The 17574-nt window shown below is 68.3% G+C and carries 20 protein-coding genes and 1 pseudogene; 10 read left to right on the top strand and 11 right to left on the bottom strand.

The features are described from left to right. A partial coding sequence (locus J7I98_RS29465; protein ID WP_214928075.1) for an RNA-guided endonuclease TnpB family protein occupies positions 1 to 1047 on the top strand: 1047 nt, incomplete at its 5' end. A gap of 39 nt (positions 1048 to 1086) precedes the next feature. On the opposite strand, the gene J7I98_RS29460 is transcribed toward J7I98_RS29465, so the two are convergent. Together J7I98_RS29460 and J7I98_RS29455 are read right to left on the bottom strand one after the other, a co-directional pair. Further along, on the bottom strand, positions 1087 to 1476 hold the full coding sequence (locus J7I98_RS29460; RefSeq protein WP_308377991.1) for a hypothetical protein: 390 nt from the start codon (positions 1474 to 1476) through the stop codon (positions 1087 to 1089). A gap of 85 nt (positions 1477 to 1561) precedes the next feature. Beyond that, complete coding sequence (locus J7I98_RS29455) at positions 1562 to 1927, bottom strand: hypothetical protein (RefSeq protein ID WP_251021391.1); 366 nt, start codon at positions 1925 to 1927, stop codon at positions 1562 to 1564. Between the two features lie 265 nt (positions 1928 to 2192). Between J7I98_RS29455 and J7I98_RS29450 the strand changes: the two are divergent. The 8 genes and pseudogenes from J7I98_RS29450 to J7I98_RS29415 form a co-directional block, all read left to right on the top strand. Further along, positions 2193 to 2336: pseudogene (locus J7I98_RS29450) on the top strand (diacylglycerol kinase); the annotation flags it as partial. A 268-nt stretch (positions 2337 to 2604) separates the two neighbouring features. Continuing rightward, complete coding sequence (locus J7I98_RS29445) at positions 2605 to 3324, top strand: DUF2470 domain-containing protein (protein WP_214928073.1); 720 nt, start codon at positions 2605 to 2607, stop codon at positions 3322 to 3324. A gap of 377 nt (positions 3325 to 3701) precedes the next feature. Further along, complete coding sequence (gene bfr, locus J7I98_RS29440) at positions 3702 to 4181, top strand: bacterioferritin (RefSeq protein WP_214928072.1); 480 nt, start codon at positions 3702 to 3704, stop codon at positions 4179 to 4181. A 150-nt stretch (positions 4182 to 4331) separates the two neighbouring features. Next, on the top strand, positions 4332 to 5381 hold the full coding sequence (locus J7I98_RS29435; RefSeq protein ID WP_214928071.1) for an iron ABC transporter substrate-binding protein: 1050 nt from the start codon (positions 4332 to 4334) through the stop codon (positions 5379 to 5381). Continuing rightward, on the top strand, positions 5378 to 6943 hold the full coding sequence (locus J7I98_RS29430; protein WP_214928070.1) for an iron ABC transporter permease: 1566 nt from the start codon (positions 5378 to 5380) through the stop codon (positions 6941 to 6943). Before J7I98_RS29435 ends, J7I98_RS29430 begins: the two co-directional genes overlap by 4 nt. Position 6944: 1 nt before the next feature. Further along, the gene (locus J7I98_RS29425; protein WP_214928069.1) at positions 6945 to 8039 is read left to right on the top strand and encodes an ABC transporter ATP-binding protein; all 1095 of its coding nucleotides are present in this window, start codon (positions 6945 to 6947) and stop codon (positions 8037 to 8039) included. Between the two features lie 167 nt (positions 8040 to 8206). Next, positions 8207 to 8800, top strand: a complete 594-nt coding sequence (locus J7I98_RS29420) for an ROK family protein (RefSeq protein ID WP_308377990.1) — start codon at positions 8207 to 8209, stop codon at positions 8798 to 8800. Positions 8801 to 9123: 323 nt separating this feature from the next. After that, the gene (locus J7I98_RS29415; protein ID WP_214928067.1) at positions 9124 to 9414 is read left to right on the top strand and encodes an N-acetyltransferase; all 291 of its coding nucleotides are present in this window, start codon (positions 9124 to 9126) and stop codon (positions 9412 to 9414) included. Between the two features lie 57 nt (positions 9415 to 9471). Here the strand turns inward: J7I98_RS29415 and J7I98_RS29410 are convergent, their stop codons facing one another. The 8 genes from J7I98_RS29410 to J7I98_RS29375 all read right to left on the bottom strand — a co-directional run bounded on the left by J7I98_RS29410 (position 9472) and on the right by J7I98_RS29375 (position 15232). Next, positions 9472 to 9942, bottom strand: coding sequence for a hypothetical protein (locus J7I98_RS29410; RefSeq protein WP_214928066.1), 471 nt, complete (start codon positions 9940 to 9942; stop codon positions 9472 to 9474). Positions 9943 to 10234: 292 nt separating this feature from the next. Then, the gene (locus J7I98_RS29405) at positions 10235 to 11698 is read right to left on the bottom strand and encodes a hypothetical protein (RefSeq protein WP_214928065.1); all 1464 of its coding nucleotides are present in this window, start codon (positions 11696 to 11698) and stop codon (positions 10235 to 10237) included. After that, positions 11695 to 12021: a helix-turn-helix transcriptional regulator gene (locus tag J7I98_RS29400; RefSeq protein ID WP_214928064.1), complete on the bottom strand. Its 327-nt coding sequence runs from the start codon at positions 12019 to 12021 to the stop codon at positions 11695 to 11697. The genes J7I98_RS29405 and J7I98_RS29400 overlap by 4 nt, the downstream gene beginning before the upstream one ends. Then, on the bottom strand, positions 12021 to 13142 hold the full coding sequence (locus J7I98_RS29395) for a site-specific integrase (RefSeq protein WP_251021389.1): 1122 nt from the start codon (positions 13140 to 13142) through the stop codon (positions 12021 to 12023). Before J7I98_RS29395 ends, J7I98_RS29400 begins: the two co-directional genes overlap by 1 nt. 119 nt (positions 13143 to 13261) lie before the next feature. Next, positions 13262 to 13609, bottom strand: a complete 348-nt coding sequence (locus J7I98_RS43020) for a transposase (protein WP_251021388.1) — start codon at positions 13607 to 13609, stop codon at positions 13262 to 13264. A 228-nt stretch (positions 13610 to 13837) separates the two neighbouring features. After that, a complete protein-coding gene (locus J7I98_RS29385; RefSeq protein ID WP_214928062.1) occupies positions 13838 to 14179 on the bottom strand; it encodes a hypothetical protein in 342 nt (113 codons plus the stop codon). 286 nt (positions 14180 to 14465) lie between these two features. Continuing rightward, a complete protein-coding gene (locus J7I98_RS41455; RefSeq protein WP_251021387.1) occupies positions 14466 to 14765 on the bottom strand; it encodes a hypothetical protein in 300 nt (99 codons plus the stop codon). A 35-nt stretch (positions 14766 to 14800) separates the two neighbouring features. Continuing rightward, the gene (locus tag J7I98_RS29375) at positions 14801 to 15232 is read right to left on the bottom strand and encodes an SSI family serine proteinase inhibitor (protein WP_214928061.1); all 432 of its coding nucleotides are present in this window, start codon (positions 15230 to 15232) and stop codon (positions 14801 to 14803) included. Between the two features lie 536 nt (positions 15233 to 15768). On the opposite strand from J7I98_RS29375, the gene J7I98_RS29370 reads away from it, so the two are divergent. Further along, entirely contained in the window at positions 15769 to 16968 is a 1200-nt protein-coding gene (locus J7I98_RS29370; RefSeq protein ID WP_214928060.1) for a cytochrome P450, read from the top strand. On the opposite strand, the gene J7I98_RS29365 is transcribed toward J7I98_RS29370, so the two are convergent. Then, the gene (locus J7I98_RS29365) at positions 16934 to 17233 is read right to left on the bottom strand and encodes a hypothetical protein (protein ID WP_251021386.1); all 300 of its coding nucleotides are present in this window, start codon (positions 17231 to 17233) and stop codon (positions 16934 to 16936) included. The genes J7I98_RS29370 and J7I98_RS29365 overlap by 35 nt on opposite strands. Between the last annotated feature and the right edge of the window lie 341 nt (positions 17234 to 17574).

Genomic DNA, 17574 nt, shown 5'->3' with positions numbered 1-17574 from the left:
CTCAAGACGTATATGCGGGCCTGGGCGAACTGCTGGGAGGGGCGTGCGGAGAAACCGAACTTCAAGGCCCGGTTCCGCACCCGCGCCTCCATCGACATTCCCCAGGGCCGCGACCTGCGCATCAAGCGCATCAACCGCCGTTGGGGCCAGGTGTGGGTGCCGATGGTCGGCCTGGTCCGCTTCCGCTGGACCAAAGACCTCCCCGGCGTCACCAAGAGCAGCCCCGCGGGCCGGGTGACCGGCGCGCGTCTGGTCAAAGACACGCTCGGCTGGCACATCGTGTTCCGCACCGAAACCCTCGTCGACGAGCCCAAGCCCCACACGGGTCCCGGCGTCGGCGTCGATGTCGGCATCACCAAGCCCCTGGCCCTCTCCGACGGATCGTTCCGCGACCACGACGAGTGGCTTCGCCCGAAGGAAGCCGAACGGCTGCGCCGTCTGGAGCGCACCCGCGAACGACAGAAACAGCACCGTAAGCCGGGCGAGAAGACATCGAACCGGCTTCGCCGCACGAATCGCCTGATCGCCGGGTACCGGGCAAGAGCCAAGCGCCGCACCCTCGACTGGCAGCACAAGACCACCACCGGCATCGCCGACCTGTTCGGCGTCGTCGGGGTGGAAGCACTCAAGATCACGAACATGGTCAAGTCAGCCAAGGGAACCATCGAGGAACCAGGAAAGAACGTCGCGCAGAAGCGCGGACTGAACCGGTCGATCAGCGACGAGGCATGGGGCCGCACGGTCACCCTGCTTGAATACAAGCTGACAGACCGGGGCGGACACCTGGTCAAGGTCCCCGCCCCGAACACCTCGAAGCGGTGCCACGCCTGCGGCTTCATCACCGAAGGCAACCGCGAGAGCCAGGCCGTGTTCGTGTGCAAGAACAAGACGTGCGGATGGTCCGGCAACGCCGACACCAACGGCTCGTGCAACATCGAGACAGCCACCAAGCACCAAACGCCCCAGGACATTGCGGGTGTCAGGACGTGGAGCCTTAGCCAGTGGGCAGGCCGTGAAACGTCAACCACTCATCCAGTCGCACTCTGACACCGATGGGATTCCGCCCCTTTCAGGGGGCGGAGGATTTCAATGAAGATCCGTGCTCGGGATGCGGCGCCAGTCCCATTGCGGGTGACGGGCGAGCAGATCAAGAAACTCGTCGGCCGGAAGAACTTCATAGTGATTGGTGTCGAGGAGCCCGTTGAAGCCGGGCAGAACCTGCCCCAGGAAGGCTCGGGCCGCGTCCATGGACCCGCATGAGACATAGGCCCCGTACGGTTCCCCGATCCGGGCCGTGATCTGTTCCAGATCCTCAGGCTCGAAGTCGTCAAGAATGTCGCCCGACAAGTCGAAATAGTACGAGTACCCCTGCCAGTACAGGCGTTCGCATCCCGTTGCTGGGTCCGGCGCGAGACCGAAAGAACGGATCCGCGTCTCAAGCGACAGGCGCTGCTCCGCCGGGGCAAGAATGATCACAGATGGCCAGGACACGTGCTCACCTCCGCAGCGACAGTAGCGGTCCGTGCCGCCTACCTCAGCAGGCGGCAGGGACCGGTGATGCCTACTGCTCCTCGTCGAAGGTGACGACGACCTTCTCGGCCGCGCCCGGCGTCAGCGTGAGCTCGAAGGCCCGCTCGACGTCGGAGAAGGGGACGCGGTGGCTGATCAGCTTCGCGAACAGCTCCTGGTGCCACACGAGTTCCTCGGTCACCTCGAAGATCTCCATCGGGTAGCCCTGGGAAGCGATCAGGGTCAACGCACTGCGGAGCATCGAGCCCAGGTCGATGGGCTCGGACTTCTTCTGTACAGCCACCATGACGAGCTTGGCGTGCCACTTCGTCGATGCCAGCACGGTGTTGATGACCAGTTCCGCGCCCGCCGCGTCGATGACGACGAAGACCTGGCTGTCCACACTCCAGCGCTGCATGTTCGAACTCGCGCGCAAAGCCGATGAACTCCGCGAATCTGGACTGCGCTCAGCACAGAAGCTCGCAGATGAGACCGGTCTGCACGACGGCGCTACTGTCGTTCCCTGCGGCCCGCTCGGCCACTTGATCATCGGGTTCCACATCGACGGAATCGACCCCGCCGGCCGGCCCCGGCTGACCCTGGAAATACTGCGGGGCGACCCGCACATTCACACCGCCTACCTCGGTTACATCGCCGCCCTGACGGTTGCCGGCTGCCACCCTCAGGATGTCGCCGCGCTCGCCCGCGACGCTCTGGCGGACGGTGCGGATCTCCTCGGCGTGGCCCGCAGAGACGGCAGGCAGGCCCTCGTCGCCGGTGTGTCGGCGGAGCACGGAGTCCCCTTCATGGTGATCTCGGCCGGGACGGACTCGACCGCGACGACGCATCGGATAACGCACCTTCGTCAACAACGTGTCGTTCGGCGCCTACGCGCAGGGCGGTACTCGTGGGCAACAACCCGTATCGCGGTCGGACAGGCATGGCGCAACGGCGCGGGCCGCACGGGTATCCAGGGAAGCCTCGCGGCAGATCGGCCTGACAAGTTAGGTTAGCCTTACCTACATCGAAGGGGCTTGATTCCACGTCGCCCCAACCGGAGCCGCCCCAATCCGACCCGTCCCGCGAGGAGTTACCTTGAGTGCCGCCACAGACATGTCCGAGCAGACCGCGGCGGAGCACGTCCGCTCCCTACTAGCCCGGGCGGTCTCCCTGTCGCTCACAACGGGCGGGCAGGACTACGACCTGATCGGCATGCACTCCGTGGGCAGCAAGGGGCGGATCACTCTCCACCCCCAGCCGGACAGCCCGCTGGCCGCCCAGGTTTCCGCCGCGCCGCGTGGCAGCCTCGCTGCCTTGCTGGAGTTCACCGACATCGCACCGACGGCGCTCCGTGACCGCGTGCGAGCCAGGGTGACGATCTCCGGCTGGCTCGCTCCGGCGGGCCCGGAGGAGGGCGGCGACGCGCTGCGTCTTGTTCTGGCACGCGTGACGCTGGGGACGGCGGCGGGAACCCAGGACGTCGGTCTTGACGCGTTCGCCCTCGCCGAACCCGATCCGCTCGCCGTCGAGGAGGCCGCGATGCTGACACATCTCGCCGACGCCCACGAGGACATGGTGGCGGACCTGATCGTCCTCGCCGGGTCACGACTGCCGCACGGCGTGGTGCGGGCCCTGCCGCTCGCCGTGGACCGGCACGGCATCACCCTGCGCTGCGAGTACCGCGAAGGCCACTGCGATCTGCGCCTCCTGTTCCCGGCCACGGCCCGGGACGCGGCCGAGGCCGGAGAGCAGGTCCGCCAGCTCCTCACCACACCCCGATGCTCGCACCACCGGGACCCTTCCGCGCGGCCCTGACCTCGCCGCTCGCGACACACAGCCACCCTTCCGAATCGGCTCATCTCCACACGCGGCCAGGGGGCAGACCATGGGACACGGTCGGCAGGGCATCGCCCTGGACAGCAGCGTTCCACCAGCGTGCCGACATCCTGGAGCGGGCCCGACGGGAGTGGAGCGCTCCGAGCGCCGCGAGGGCCGGCGCTCTCGACCTCCGCCTTGATCAGGTACGAGCTATCGTCGAAGAAGAGGGCGCGAGCGGCAGCGTCCCGGCCGAGCCGGATTCACCGGCTGGCACAAAGGACCGCTTTTGCCATGCGCGTCTGTCGCATCAGCCGCCAGTCGTGGTGCAGAGCGGTGCGGCATGACGTCGGCACCTCTGGAAGGGCGGCGTTGTCATGCAGGACGACCCCGAAGTCCTTGAGTTCCTCAACGAGCAGTTGACCGCGGAGCTGACCGCGATCAACCAGTACTTCCTTCACCACAAGATGCAGGAGAGCTTCGGTTGGACGAAGCTCGCTGCTTACACGCGGCATGAGTCGTTCGAGGAGATGAAGCATGCGGAGGTTCTGACCGACCGGATTCTCCTCATCGGCGGCCTGCCCAACTATCAGCGGCTCTTCCATGTGCGGGTGGGACAGACGGTCATCGAGATGTTCCAGGCCGACCGCGAGGTGGAGGTCGAGGCGATCGACCGCCTCAAGCGCGGTATCGAGGTCATGCGCTCCAAGGGAGACATCACTTCGGCGAACCTCTTCGAGTCGATCCTCGCGGACGAGGAGCACCACATCGACTACCTGGACACGCAGCTGGAGCTCATCGAGAAGCTGGGCGAGCCGCTGTACCTCGCGCAGGTCGTCGAGCAGCCCGAGGGCTGACGTCGGATCCTGCGGCGGCGCCTGCTGGAATCGAATCACCCCAATTGCGCGCAATTCTCGCATTCCACTCATTTCTAAGGTTAGCCTGACCTAACAGCGGGCTGCCGCCCGCCCCGCAGCGCGGCTGACCGGCAATGGAGGAGTGGGATCGTGCGTACCCCCCGGACGAGACTCACGTCGGCGTCTGCTCTCGGCTGTCTGCTGGCCCTTGGAGCCATCGCCTGCGGCTCGGCGGAGGGAGAGCCGCACGAGAGCGGTTCCGACAAGAAGATCACCGTGTACAGCGGCCGGAGCGAGTCGCTCGTCAAGCCGGTGCTGGACAGCTTCCAGAAAGCCAGCGGCATCACCGTCGAGGTGCGGTACGGCGACACGGCGCAGATGGCGGCCCAGCTGCTGGAGGAAGGGAGCAAGAGCCCGGCCGACGTGTTCCTCGCACAGGACGCGGGCGCCCTGAGTGCCGTGACGGAGAAGGGGCTGTTCGCCCCGCTGCCCGCCGAGGTCCTGGACAAGGTGCCGAAGGACTATCGCGCGACGGGCGGAGAGTGGGTCGGGGTCACCGGCCGCTCACGCGTGCTGGTCTACAACACCGACCAGGTGTCCACGGCCGATCTGCCGAAGTCGGTGTTCGAGCTGACCGAGCCGAAGTGGAAGGGCAAGGTCGGGATCGCGCCGACCAACGGCTCCTTCCAGGCTTTCGTGACGGCGATGCGTGTCCAGCACGGCGACGACAAGACCGAGGACTTCCTCGCGGGGCTGAAGGCCAACGACGCGCAGATCCGGGAGGGCAACGGCCCCATCGTCGCCGACGTCGACTCCGGCAGGCTCGCCACCGGGCTGGTCAACCACTACTACGTGTACGAGCTGGCCAAGGAGAAGGGCACCTCCGTCGACAAGCTGAAGGCGAAGAACCACTTCTTCCCGGGCGGAGACACCGGCGCCCTGGTCAATGTCTCCGGCGTCGGCGTGCTGAAGGACTCCGAGGCCGACCCCGACGTGCGCGCTTTTGCCGACTACCTGCTGGGCACCGAGGCGCAGACGTACTTCGCCGAGGAGACGTACGAGTACCCGCTCGTGGCCGGAGTCGCGAGCGCCCCCGGCCTGCCCGAGCTGTCCTCACTGAACTCGCCGGACATCGACCTCAATGATCTGGGCGGTCTGGAGGCCACAGTCAAGATGATCAAGGAGTCGGGTCTCGTGTGAGCACGCCGGTCCTCACCCTGCGGCGGGTGCGGCGGCTGGTGCCGCGTCCCGTGCTGGCCTGCGCCGCGGTGCTGGCCGTCGGGGTCGCCCTCATCCCCTTGGTGTACTTGGCGGTACGCGTCAGCGAGGCGGGCTGGACCCGGATCGCCGACGAGGTGTTCACGGCGCGCACCGGGGTGCTGGTGATCCGCAGTGTGGCGCTGGCAGCTGTCGTCACCGCGGCGTGCGCCGTACTGGGCGCGGCTTCGGCGTTCCTGGTGACCCGCACCGATGTGCCGGGCAGGCGCGTGTTCGGGGTCTTGGCCGCGTTGCCGCTCGCGGTGCCCAGCTACGTCGCCTCCTTCGCCTGGGTGTCCACGGTCGAGGGATTCGAGGGCTTCTGGGCGGCCGCTCTCGTCCTCACGCTGGTCTCGTACCCGTACGTCTACCTGCCCGTCGCCGCCGCGCTGGCCGGCGCGGACCCGGCGCAGGAAGAGGTGGCCCGGTCGCTCGGGCGGGGACCGTGGCGCACCGTGCTCGGAGTGACGCTGCGGCAGGTGCGGCCGGCGGTGGCGGCGGGCGGGCTGCTCGTCGCGCTTTACGTGCTCTCCGACTTCGGCGCCGTCTCCATCCTGCGGGTCGACGTCTTCACCCGGGCCATCTTCACCTCGATCAACCTCGGCTTCGACCGTACGGGGGCGCTCGTGCTGGCCACCGTGCTCGTCGCCCTCACTGCCCTCGCGCTCCTCGGCGAGCAGCTCACCCGACGACGCGCGGCCCGCTACGCGCGGCTGGGCAGCGGGGCGCCCAGACCCGCAACGCGGCTGAGCCTGGGACGGCTGCGGTGGCCGGCCCTGCTCGGGCTCAGCGGCGTCGTCGCACTGGCCCTCGGAGTCCCGGCCGGGAGCCTGCTCCGGTGGTTCGGCGAAGGCGTCTCGCGCCCCGGATCGCTTGCCGAGCTCGCCACCGCGGCGGGGAACTCACTCGGCGTCGCCCTGCTCGGGACGGCCGTCACCATGCTGCTCGCGGTACCCGTCGGTCTGCTCACCGTCCGCGCACCCGGTCTGCTCGCCGTGGCCCTGGACCGCCTCGCCTATCTCTCGCACGCGCTGCCCGGTCTGGTCATCGGTCTTTCGCTGGTGTTCTTCGGCATCAACGTGGCCTACCCGCTCTACCAGAGCGTGTGGCTGCTCGCGTTGGCGTACGCGGCGCTCTTCCTGCCCCTCGCGGTCGCGGCCGTCGGCGCTGCCGCCGCGCAGGCCCCGCCCGGCCTGGAGGAGGTGGCTCGCTCGCTCGGGCGCCGTCCCTCCTACGTGCTGCGCACGGTGACCCTGCCGTTGGCCGCACCCGGCATCGGCGCCGGGGCCGCACTGGTCTTCCTCACCTGCATGAAGGAGCTGCCCGCCACGCTGCTGCTGCGCCCGACCGCGATGAACACCCTCGCCACCGGCCTGTGGACGCACACCTCGGTCGGCGCGTACGCGGCCGCCGCACCCTACGCGGCTCTGTTGGTGCTCATCGCCGCCGTACCCACCTGGTGGCTGTCGGTCCGGACCGGAGTGCTCACCCGGGGAGGCGGCTGACATGGCGGAACTGCGTATCGTCGGTGTCCGCAAGGCATATGGGCGGGTCCAGGCGCTGTCCAGGGTCGACCTCACGGTCCCGTCCGGAGCGCTGGTGGCCGTGCTCGGTCCCTCCGGATGCGGCAAGTCCACACTGCTGCGCTGCATCGCCGGCTTCGAAGCGCTCGACGCAGGCGAGATCCACGTCGACGGCCGCCGCATCGCCTCCCCCTACGCCACGACTCCCCCCGAACGGCGACGGATCGCGATGGTCCCGCAGGAGGGCGCCCTCTTCCCGCACCTGGCAGTCGTCGACAACGTCGCCTACGGACTCGACCGCTCCGCCCGGAAGGCCGGCCGGGCCGCCGCCGTGCTGGACCTGGTGGGCTTGACCGGCTTCCAGGATCGGATGCCGCACCACCTCTCCGGCGGGCAGCAGCAGCGCGTCGCGGTCGCCCGGGCGCTCGCGCCGCGCCCACCGGTCGTGCTGCTCGACGAACCGTTCAACGCTCTCGACGCCGCGCTGCGCGCCGAACTGCGCTGGGACGTATGGCAGGCACTGCGTACCGACGGTGCCACCGCCGTCCTCGTCACTCACGACCAGGCGGAGGCCCTGTCGATGGCCGACGAGGTCGCCGTCATGCGCGACGGCAAGATCATCCAGAGCGGACCGCCCGAGCTCGTCTACCGCTGCCCGGCCGACCCGTGGGTGGCCGGCTTCGTCGGCGAGGCCGTATGGCTGCCCGCAGTCCGGGACGGCGACCGGGCCCGCACACCACTGGGCACGGTATGGGTCACCCCGGCCGACGAAGGCGTGCCGACGGGCCCGGTGCGCGTACTGCTGCGGCCCGAACAGATCACGCTCGCCCCGCCCAGTTCCCCGGGCACGGTCGTCGCGACGGTCGTACGACGCGACTTCTACGGCCACGACGCGATGCTCGCCCTGCGCCTGAACGACGGCACGCCGGTGGCCGCCCGGATCTTCGACCCGGCCGCCGTCCCACCCGCAGTCGGCGACGAGGTCGGCCTCCGTGTCCACGGCACCGCCCGCGCCTTCCCGCCCAACGAACACCCGGACCACGCCCCACCGTCCACCCCGAGCGCACCCGACACCTGATCCGCGTATGCCAGTTGAGCCGGAGCGCAGGAGCACCGCTCCCCTCGCCCCTTCAACTCGCGGCTCATCTCCGCGACAGTCGTGCAGGAGTCAGCTGCTGGAGGACCGCATCGGCCACCGAGTCCCATCGACAACGACGCGAACCTCGGGGTACGAGCCGAACTCCTGTGGGGCGCCGGCAAAGGAACGCGCGCGACCTGGTGTACATCAAGCTCGCCACGGGCGTGGGCGCCGGCATCATCGCCGACGGCCGCGTCCTGCGCGGCTCAACCGGAACAGCTGGTGAGATCGGCCACCTCACCGTAGACGACAGGGGCCCGGTATGCCGCTGCGGCAACCGCGGCTGCCTAGAAATGCTGGTCGGCGCCGACCACCTGGTGAGGCTGCTGGGCCCGAGCCACGGCAACGACCTGACCATCGAGCGATTGAGCACACTAGCCACCGCCGGGGACCGCGGCTGTCGGCGCGTCATCGCGGATGCGGGCCGCATCCTGGGCGTGACAGTCGCCAATCTTGTCAACGTCGTCAACCCCCAGCGCATCGTGGTCGGCGGGGAACTCGGCACGATCGGCGACCTCCTGCTGGACCCGATACGCCAGGCCATCGCCCGATGCGCCGTCCACGAAGCCGCCCAGCACGTCCAGGTCATCTCGGGACAGCTCGGCGCACGAGCCGAAGCACTCGGCGGCGTGGCCTTGGCACTGCACGAGACCGGCAGCTACGTCGCAGTACCCAGCCCCCACCCCATCAACGACCAGTGACCGACTGCTCGCCACTGCCCTACGGATCCGGGCCAAGGCTGCCCCCTCAGCTCCCGAAACAGCGGACAGCACTCACCGGCACATCCGCGAGCCCGAAGTCGGGCGTTATCGCCGGACGACTGTGCGGCGGCGGAGGTTGACGCGAGCCCTCTGCCCGTGCGAGCAGAGAATACGAAGTCGACACCCGCCGTCCAGGCCGGGCGTCCGGCATTCGGACGGACGTGCGAGAGAGCGCGCCCGTTGCGAAAGCCGTGGACGCACCCCTGCCCAGCGTTATGCGGTTTTGCGGGGGTCTCAGAAAGCGCCCCGCGCCCCCGGCCGGGATGACGCACCGCACCGAACAGGGCTACATCATCGCCGGTCCCGACGATCGCGGGTGCTGCGTGATCCACGAGATGTGGGTCGACCCCGAGCACCGCGGCAGCGGCGAAGGACGCGCCCTGGTCGACTGCGTCCGCGCGTGGGCACACGAGCGAGAACTCGCTCCGCTCATCGTCCAGTGCTCGCCCCGCAACCACGGCGGCCGGGCCTTCTACGAGGCCCTTGGGATGCGTGCTGTCGCCATCGTCCATCAGGAGGACCTGGACCGCTTCCCCAAGCGCAACTCGTCCTAGCCATGAAGTGCGACCGGGACTCGCCTTTCGCGGGGTGAGCACACCGTCAAGGCTGAGTCAGCAGCCGGGGCCGATCGGCGGAGACGATGTAAGGGCGACCGCGGCGATCCGCAGCTTGGCCGCCCACGTCCGCTGGTCAAGCCCCAACGTGTACTCAATGCAGCACCCGCATTGCGGGATCAGCGACACGAACGATCGCTCCTCCGCGGTTTCGACCTCCGTCTCCCACCAGTCATCCGCCGCCAGTTCGGCGGGAGCGATTTCCCCATCGCTGAGCCTCGCCGCCAGCCGGCGCAGAGCGTGGCGCCGGGCCAGGCCCGGATCGGGCAACTCGATTCCGGACTCGGAGAGTGCTTGCTCGAACGCGTCGCGGATATCGCGGGCATCCGCGTTGCGAGGCCAACCGGCGAGCTCGCACAGCGTCGGGGTGTCCAGCCCCGCCGCGAGTGCCTCGGCAGCGATCATCGGCAGCTCCTCAGGGCAGATCTCATCCGCCTGATAACGCCATGCCACCTCATGCAGGGACATGCAGCCGCTCTGCGTTGGGGTTTCCGGTTCCGGTGTCGTTCCTGCTGCTCCCATGACTCGTACGATGCCAGCACCGTTCCCAAGGAGGGTGCCCAGGGGTGCGGCCCGCTCGGAACCCACCCCGCGTGTTCGCCTGAACCCGAAGGCCGAACCCACGGAAACACGACAGTCCATCCTCGGTTCCCGCTGAGAACCCTTCAGTTTGCATGAACCCACGGGCCTCACGGAGCATGAAACTGGCGACCTCGCGTAATCGACTGACGCCTATTCCTTGGTGAGTGAGGCGCTGGGGTCACCGTGTGTGGTCGCCGGGGGCATAGTGGCGCCAGGTTCCTCCGACCTCGGCGGCGAGCTGTGCGGTGGTCTCGTCGTGGTAGCCGAGCATGCGGGCGATCACAGGTGCGGGGGCTTGGAGGACGAGGTGGCGGATGGCCGCCGTGCGTCCTTGCTGGGTGGGGAAGCTCATGCGACGGAGCCGGAGTTCGATGGTTTCCGTGGTCATGGGCTGTCCGGCCCGGCGACCGGGGAAGAGCCATCGGGCCTCGGGATTGGTTGCGGTCATGGTGTTCGGCCGCTGGTCGAGGTAGGTCAGCAGCAGCCCGGCGAAAGGCTCGGGGACGGGAGATGGTGGATCGCCGAGCCGGATGACGACCTCACCGTCGTCCTGAGGCACGTCATCGGTGGTCAGCCGGGTGATGCGGGTGATCGGCTGCGCATAGAGGAGGACGAGCGCGGCCGCGACCCGATCCTGGAGTGGAATGTCCTCGCGGCTCAGGGTCTGTCGCAACAGTGTGAGGCGCTGGTGCTGAGCGATGGGGGCGGGATTGCTCGTGGAGCGGTGCGGGATGACGAGGGTGGGCGCGTGTTTTGGACCGTATGGCCCACCGGAGGAAGGCGTGCGTGAGGCGCCGAGCGAGTAGCCGCCGGCGTACCAAGCGTCGACATCGGCTTGTGTGCAGTCGGCGAGGGAGCGTCCGCGCTGGGCGAGGTGCGTGAGGAGCGCGGTCGCGAGGCGGATTTCAGCGCGGGCCTGCTGGATCTGCTTGCCAGTGAGCGGGCCGCGATCGGCCAGGGTGCGCAAGCGGCGCTGGACGTGCCAGGCGGCGAAGAGCTCCAGCAGCCTCCGGTGCTCGGCATCGCCGACGGCGGGCAGCTTCTCGGCGAGCCAGCGTTGGAACAACAAAAGCTGCCGGTCGGCCGGAGGCAAGACCCCCGACTGCATGAGCAGGTCACGCAGGTAGGCGACCGAGCGCCAGGGGGTGAGCTGGTCCAATCCGTCGTGGGTGAGCGGGACTTCGCCACTGGCCAGGGCCCGCAGGTTCCGTCGGACGTGCGGCTGGCTGGTCCAGGTCAGGCCGCCCCAGGGACGACGCATCTGCCGCAGGGCGTCGAACAACGGGAGGAGTTCGGTGCGGACGGAGCCCGTGCCGTCATCGAGGAGTTCGCGGAGCCTCTCCGCTAGGACGCATCTTCCGCAGATTCCGCGCCGGTAGCGTCTGGCCTCCTGGCCGCATTGCTCGCAGATGAAGTCGCCGATCCCGCCTGCGCAGTCGGTGCAGAGTTTCCCGCCGTCTGGCGCGAGGCCGGGAGTGAGCCGCTCGACGCCGCAGCCGATGCATGTTCCGTAGGTCTCCAGGGCCCTGGTCATGCAGGTCTGGCAGATGTAGCCCTCGGGCCAATGGTTCGCACCTGGCTGCAGTGTGCGGTCGCAGCGGGTGCAGAACAGGTCCTCGGCGCGGACCCGAGTGCGGCTCATCCCTCGGGCCGGATGCGGGCGCGCTTGGGACGGACCGCCGACAGATCGACGACGGCGTCGCCGGTGGCGACCTTGCGGATGGCGGCGTTCTCGGCCTTGGTGGCGATCAGGTCGGCTGGGGTGCACTCGAAGATGTCGCAGAGTGCGGCCAGCACTGGCAGGGACAGCCGCTCGGGGGTGCCGGTGGCCAGGCGGTGGACTTGGGAGAGGGAGAGGTTGATGCCGCGCTCGGCGAGTGGCGGGGCGAGCTCGCTGGTGGTGAACATCCCGGCGGCGGCCATCCGCTCGCGCAGCCGCCACTGGTAGCTGACCTGGCGTTTCATCAGGCCCTCCTCGCGGGCTTGAGCGCGGCCTCGATGGTGGCGTCCAGGGCCCGCCGCAGGGTGCGGGTGCGGAAGTCGGAGGACACGCAGGTGTAGATGGAAGTGGTGCTCGCATGGTCGTGGCCGGCTTGCTGCTGGACAAATAGGGCGTCCCAGCCGTCCTCGATGAGATGGGTGACGTACGACCTTCGCAGCGAGTGGAAGTCCAGGACCGGGTCCAGACCGAGGTCATCGCGGTAGGCGGCGAAGCGGGAGTCCAGCCGTTGCAGGCCCACTCGCCGCCCGCGTTCGGAGGGCCACAGGGCTGGCCCGCCCGCGTGCCGCATGGCAGGCCGGACCTCGCTCGTCCATGGGTCGAGGATCTCGGCCGACCACTCCCATACCGTCAGCACGCTGCGTCGTTTGGGTGGCGAACCCTTCTTCGCCTTGCCGTGGCGGACATAGCAGATGCCGAACTCACCGAACTCCCCACCTTCGGGGTTGCGGCCGAAGTCCGCGGTGTCCAGCATCCGGGTCTCGTTGCGGCGCAGTCCGAAGGCGTACGCGGTCTTGAACAGCATCGCGTCGCGGAAGGCGGGCAGCCAGCCCTTGCGGCCGCGGCCGCGGACACGCTCGACCTGGTCGTCGGCGTGATCGAAGAACGTCTGCAACTCATCCCGAGTGAACGCCCGCTTCGGGGCCTCTGCCTCGCACTCCTGCATGTGCACAGCGGTGTTCCACTCGTGGCAGACCTGGATCGGATGAGTCCCGAAGCGCCGTTCGCACTCGGCCGTCCACTCGTAGGCCGGGTCGGTGGCGTAGCCGCAGAACAGCCTTACCGCTTCCTGGTAACCCCGGAGTGTCGAACGTCCGCAGCCGTGAACCGACCGCAAGTCGCCGAACCACTCGTCGGCCAGCGGTGAGGACCAGTTCCAGGGGAAGGCGTCGGCGTGAGCGGCGAACGCCCGTACCTTTCGCTCGCGGCCATTGATGGTCGACAGCGCGAGGTTCCGGGCCAGTTGCTGGTTGCGCCAGCCATCCAGCATCGCCTCGAAGACCTGCTCGTCCGGCCGCAGCAGCGGCACCCCGTCGGCCAGGTGAAGCCGCGCGGCCCCCGGTGCCGCCCCGTTGTCGCTCGCCAAATTGTCACGCTCCGTAGATCGCATTCGCCGCGAGAATCTCGCATCAGATGCGATGTCCGGAGCGGAACAGCAGGTCAGCCATCCGATCGAGTGAAGCGGAACGACATGCACCCGTCCCGTCAGCTACCGTCCCAGCAGACCCTGGCAAGCCGTCCAGCCGCTGACCAGCAGTCCCCTGGGGCCCGCCCGACCAATGCCACGCAAGATGACGCCAGTTCGCATCGGATGCGATACGCGCCGGTTCCCAGATACGCCAGAAACTCGCCACGGGATGATCTTGGAGCGCTGAGCGACCGCGCCCGCAGCCGGTCCACGTCGAGGCGCCCATGGTTCAGTCCTGCGTAGAGGGCTCCGTGCCCGCGCCGGTGTTCCGGCGCGAGCGCCAGACCGACCAGCGTCTTCACCGGGCCGTCCGCGCACAGCAGCGCGTCGGTGAGCTCGAACAGAGCGTCCCTCCGGGCCGTCATGGACGCGGACAACTCCGTCCGGAAGTGTGACAGCAGCGCGAACGAATCCCGCACAACATCGTGATGCAGCAGACTCACCCCTGGCGGCCTTGGTCCCAACTGGGTCTTGTGAAACGCGCGCTCTGGACAGCACGCAGGGTCACGCCAAGGCCGCCCCTACGTCCGGCGATTCCCTCCGCGAATGATCAAGTTCGAGGGAACATTCGACGACCGCCGTTAAGAGTCAAGTCAGCGCCACTGATCGAACGCGGCAAGTACAGCCATGATCCCGTCTTCCCAAGTCGGGAAATGGCCCCGGATCTGGGAGAGCGATACCGCCTGCCGGCGATTGCGACCGTCCATCACGTAGACGACGTGGTTAACCCCCGTCGCTGTGGACACTTGTCCCACCCTGGTGAAGCCGCAGTCTCCCGGGTCCGGGTCAGTGCATACGAAGACGAAGTGATCCGGCATGCCGGGCTCCGGGTCAGGTGAGACGAGGAACAGCCCCCTCCGTTCCACCTCGCCCCGCACGCGACGATCGATTCTCGACACATTCACTGCCGCCATCGCAAGCACCACCAGGCTCACTGGGACCACCCCATCGGTGACCGATCACATTCTGGGCGGCAGGTGGGACGCGTGCAAGCAGGTCTGACCAAGTCGACTTTGCAGAGCGGGAGTTGAAGACCTTCAACCACGGCCTTCGTGCTGGTCAGTGCATCCTTGGTCGGAGCACAGAATCGGCCGAAGGTCGTGCCCACATCTGGCGAATCCCCATCCGAGCGATCAAGTTCGGAACTCCGTTCGAGACCGGAGGTTAAAAGACAAGATCAGTGCTTGTTCCTGAAATCACCATGGACCCGTGGGTTCGCAGTCAACTCACGGTGCCGGCTTCGGCCACCTGCTCCAGCAGCGCCCGTGCGGAGGCCGCGTAGCCCATCGCAGTCTTCTCATCGAGCCCGAACACCTCGGCGAGGTGGAGAGGGTCGGGCCCGTGGGTGAGGGCCTCGTCGAGCTGCCGGTCGACGCGGAGCCGCTCCAGCGTCGCGTCCTGTCCGCGCAGGGTCGCGCTGGCCCTCGCCCCGGCGCGGCTTGAGGGTGTGTGACGGCCTCGTCGGCCTGACTCTCGTATAGCGACGGCACACGGACATGTAGCAGAGAGCGACGGGCCCATGCCTCAACTGCCCGCGCCAGACCCAGTTGCGGCGGTCAGAAGCTGAAGACGCCGTCGGTCTCCAAGTTCGCGACGCACCGGTTGGAGAATGTCTTCTTGAAGTTGGTCTTCTTGCCGAAGCCGCGGCCCTTAGCGGTGAGCGTCAGCGGATCGTAGGTGATGTCACAGAGGACGAAGTCGTCTGCGTGTAGCTTCTCGAAGTCACCCTTAGCGTTCGCCAGCGCGGAGCACGCTTGTGAGGCATTCGGGTGCGTGCCTCCGGTCGGCTGACAAATCAGCGTGACCTCAGACAGGATCGGGCCACTGGCATCCTTCCCCTTGTGGATGGCGAGCTGATACCGGGCCCCCTGGTTGGTCGCTGCTCCAACAGCGACCTGCTGAGCACTCGCTGTACCGGCCGAGGAGAGAAGCAGCGCGGCGGCGAGAAGGGCAGTGGACGCGGCCCGTGGAGAGGTCGGAAAATTCATAGACGGGTAAACGCCTCTCCACGGTCACAGTTACGCATTACGGTCATGCCCACTCGTTGGGGTCGCCGTAGTACTCGCCGCAAAAACAACAGAAATCGCTGACGCCGGTCCACGGGCCCGGCCGCCACCGAACGTGCGACCCTGAAACTGGCGACCAAGGGTCGATCCGGCGCCTCACCGGGCTTGAGCGGACCGGATAGTCGGGCGTCCACCACTGCCCACCAGATCCGCCATTCGTCGCGGAGCCATTGGTGAGGCCCGCCCGGCGTCGAAGACCTCCGCAGCTTCAAGTGCCACAACTGGGCTTACGCCTTCGGAGACCTGCAAAGAGTCCTCGAGCAGCTCACCTGACGCTCGGCGGCGCCGGCGTCACCGGCTGGTCAACGCGGCATGGGACGCGTATTGAGGAGCGGGGAGAGTCTTGGCGGCGGTGAGCCGGGTGAGTAGTCGGGCATCGGTGTGGCGAGTCGCTGTCTAGTGGTCATATTTGGGCAAGATGGGGCAATGACATGTAGAGGGAATGAGGTGTGTCCTCGATGAGCCTGCCGGAGTACGGGCCGCCCGATCTGCCCGGTCTGGAGTTCGACCCGTTCCTGACGCGTGCGCTGGAACAGGGAGCAGCGATGAAAGTCTTGCTCCCCCAGGGCGAGGCGCTCAAGGAGTGCTGGCTGGTCACCCGGTACGAAGAGGTCCGGTTGGTGACGTCCGACACACGCTTCAGCCGGCACATCACAGGCCGGCCCTTCCCCACCATGAACCGCCACCTCATCCCGATGGGCGCCAGCGTCAGTTTCGTCGACCCACCCGACCACACCCGCATCCGATCCGTGGTCGCCCCGGCCTTCTCAGAAGCCCGGATGAAGGAGCTGCGCCCCCACACCCAGGCGCTGACGGCCGAGCTGATGGACCGCATCGAAACCGTCGGCCCGCCCACGGACCTCGTCGAAGGCCTCCTCTCGCCGCTGCCGCTGACGCTCATCGGAGAGATTTTCGGCGTCCCGCCCGCCGAGCGTCCCCACATCCGGCGCTGGGCTGAGGGCATCCTCGTGCGCCCGCGCGACGAAGCGGACGCGGAGCGGGCCCGCGCGCTGCGCGACGAGGCAGCCCGGTACTTCGCCGACCTGCTCGTCCAACGCCGCACCACGCCCGCCCCTGACTTGATGACCGACCTGGCCCGGGCTGTCGACGGCCAACGCCTGAGCGAGGACGAAGCACTCGCCATGGCCTCCCTCACCGCGCTGAACGGCTGGCACCCGATGCGCAACATCCTGGCAAACATGGTCTTCACCCTGCTGTGCCGGCCACCCCTGGTTCAGGCCCTGCGCGGGGAGGAGATCTCCGTGCCCCAGCTGGTGGAGGAACTGCTGCGCTGGATCCCTCACAAGAACGGCATCGGGCAGCCCCGCGTGGCCATGGAGGACGTGGAGCTGGGCGATGTCACCATCCGGGCTGGGGAATTCGTCTACGTCCATTACTGGGCCGCCAACCGGGACCCCGGAGTGTTCGCCTGTCCGGCCGAGATCGACGCCCACCGTGCCGGCCCGAACCACCTTGCCTTCGGCTTCGGCCCGCACTACTGCGTGGCACCGCATCTGGCACGCCTCCAGGCCCAGGTCCTGCTGCCGGCCCTCTTCGCCCGGTTCCCCCGCCTGCACCTCACCGTGCCCTCCGACGAGGTCGCCTTCCAGAAGGACGCCCTCCTCAGAGGTCCCGTCGCGCTTCCCGTCGCGTGGTAGACACCGCGTCGACGCCGGGGCGGGCGTACCGCTCCAGGGAGCGGACGGAGGCGTGGCGGGAGCGGGCCAGCAGCATCGGGGTGGAAGTGCCGCCCTCGGCGTCGTGCGTCAGGGCACTGCGGCGAAGCCGGTGGAGTGTCCAGCCGTCCAGGTCCTCGATGTCGTCCGGGGAGGCGAGCGGGTCGGCCAGCAGCCGGGTGTTCTCCTCGAAGACCTCCTCGGCCCGGCGGTAGGAGAGCCGGGCGCGGCCGGTCTCCGGGCACACGTCGAGCGTCGGCGTTCCGGCTGGGGCTTTGCGGTCGGTGAGGAACAGCGGGCCGCGGGTCCGGCGGGCGATGAGGCGGGGCAGCAGCTGGGCGGTGCCGGACTGCCAGTGAGAGGCATCCCTTCGACATCCCCTCGGGCAGCGAGAGCTGACGCCATGCGATCAGCATTGCTGCTCGAACGGCACCGGGGCTCACCGCCTGTTCCGTGGGGCCGCTCACAACGGATTAGCTATACGAGAACAGGGCCTTGTCGTACGGGGTCGGCCGCGTCCGAGTCACGCAGGGGACGCAGGCCCTGGGCGGGGCCGGAGCCCGGGACGAGGCCGTTTGCGGCTGGCGA

Origin of the sequence: Streptomyces sp. ISL-98, assembly GCF_018614055.1 — a bacterium.
Classification (GTDB): domain Bacteria; phylum Actinomycetota; class Actinomycetes; order Streptomycetales; family Streptomycetaceae; genus Streptomyces; species Streptomyces spiramyceticus.
Note: the sequence above shows the minus strand (reverse complement) of the source record. Positions and strands in the feature narration are given on the sequence as shown.

What these genes read in the sequence shown, in the direction of transcription:
- J7I98_RS29455 (WP_251021391.1), bottom strand. Translation starts at nt 1,927, where the DNA reads ATGCAGCGCTGGAGTGTGGACAGCCAGGTCTTCGTCGTCATCGACGCG.
- bfr (WP_214928072.1), top strand. Translation starts at nt 3,702, where the DNA reads ATGCAGGACGACCCCGAAGTCCTTGAGTTCCTCAACGAGCAGTTGACC.
- J7I98_RS29425 (WP_214928069.1), top strand. Translation starts at nt 6,945, where the DNA reads ATGGCGGAACTGCGTATCGTCGGTGTCCGCAAGGCATATGGGCGGGTC.
- J7I98_RS29415 (WP_214928067.1), top strand. Translation starts at nt 9,124, where the DNA reads ATGACGCACCGCACCGAACAGGGCTACATCATCGCCGGTCCCGACGAT.
- J7I98_RS29410 (WP_214928066.1), bottom strand. Translation starts at nt 9,942, where the DNA reads ATGTCCCTGCATGAGGTGGCATGGCGTTATCAGGCGGATGAGATCTGC.
- J7I98_RS29405 (WP_214928065.1), bottom strand. Translation starts at nt 11,698, where the DNA reads ATGAGCCGCACTCGGGTCCGCGCCGAGGACCTGTTCTGCACCCGCTGC.
- J7I98_RS29400 (WP_214928064.1), bottom strand. Translation starts at nt 12,021, where the DNA reads ATGAAACGCCAGGTCAGCTACCAGTGGCGGCTGCGCGAGCGGATGGCC.
- J7I98_RS43020 (WP_251021388.1), bottom strand. Translation starts at nt 13,609, where the DNA reads ATGACGGCCCGGAGGGACGCTCTGTTCGAGCTCACCGACGCGCTGCTG.
- J7I98_RS41455 (WP_251021387.1), bottom strand. Translation starts at nt 14,765, where the DNA reads ATGGGCCCGTCGCTCTCTGCTACATGTCCGTGTGCCGTCGCTATACGA.
- J7I98_RS29375 (WP_214928061.1), bottom strand. Translation starts at nt 15,232, where the DNA reads ATGAATTTTCCGACCTCTCCACGGGCCGCGTCCACTGCCCTTCTCGCC.
- J7I98_RS29370 (WP_214928060.1), top strand. Translation starts at nt 15,769, where the DNA reads ATGAGCCTGCCGGAGTACGGGCCGCCCGATCTGCCCGGTCTGGAGTTC.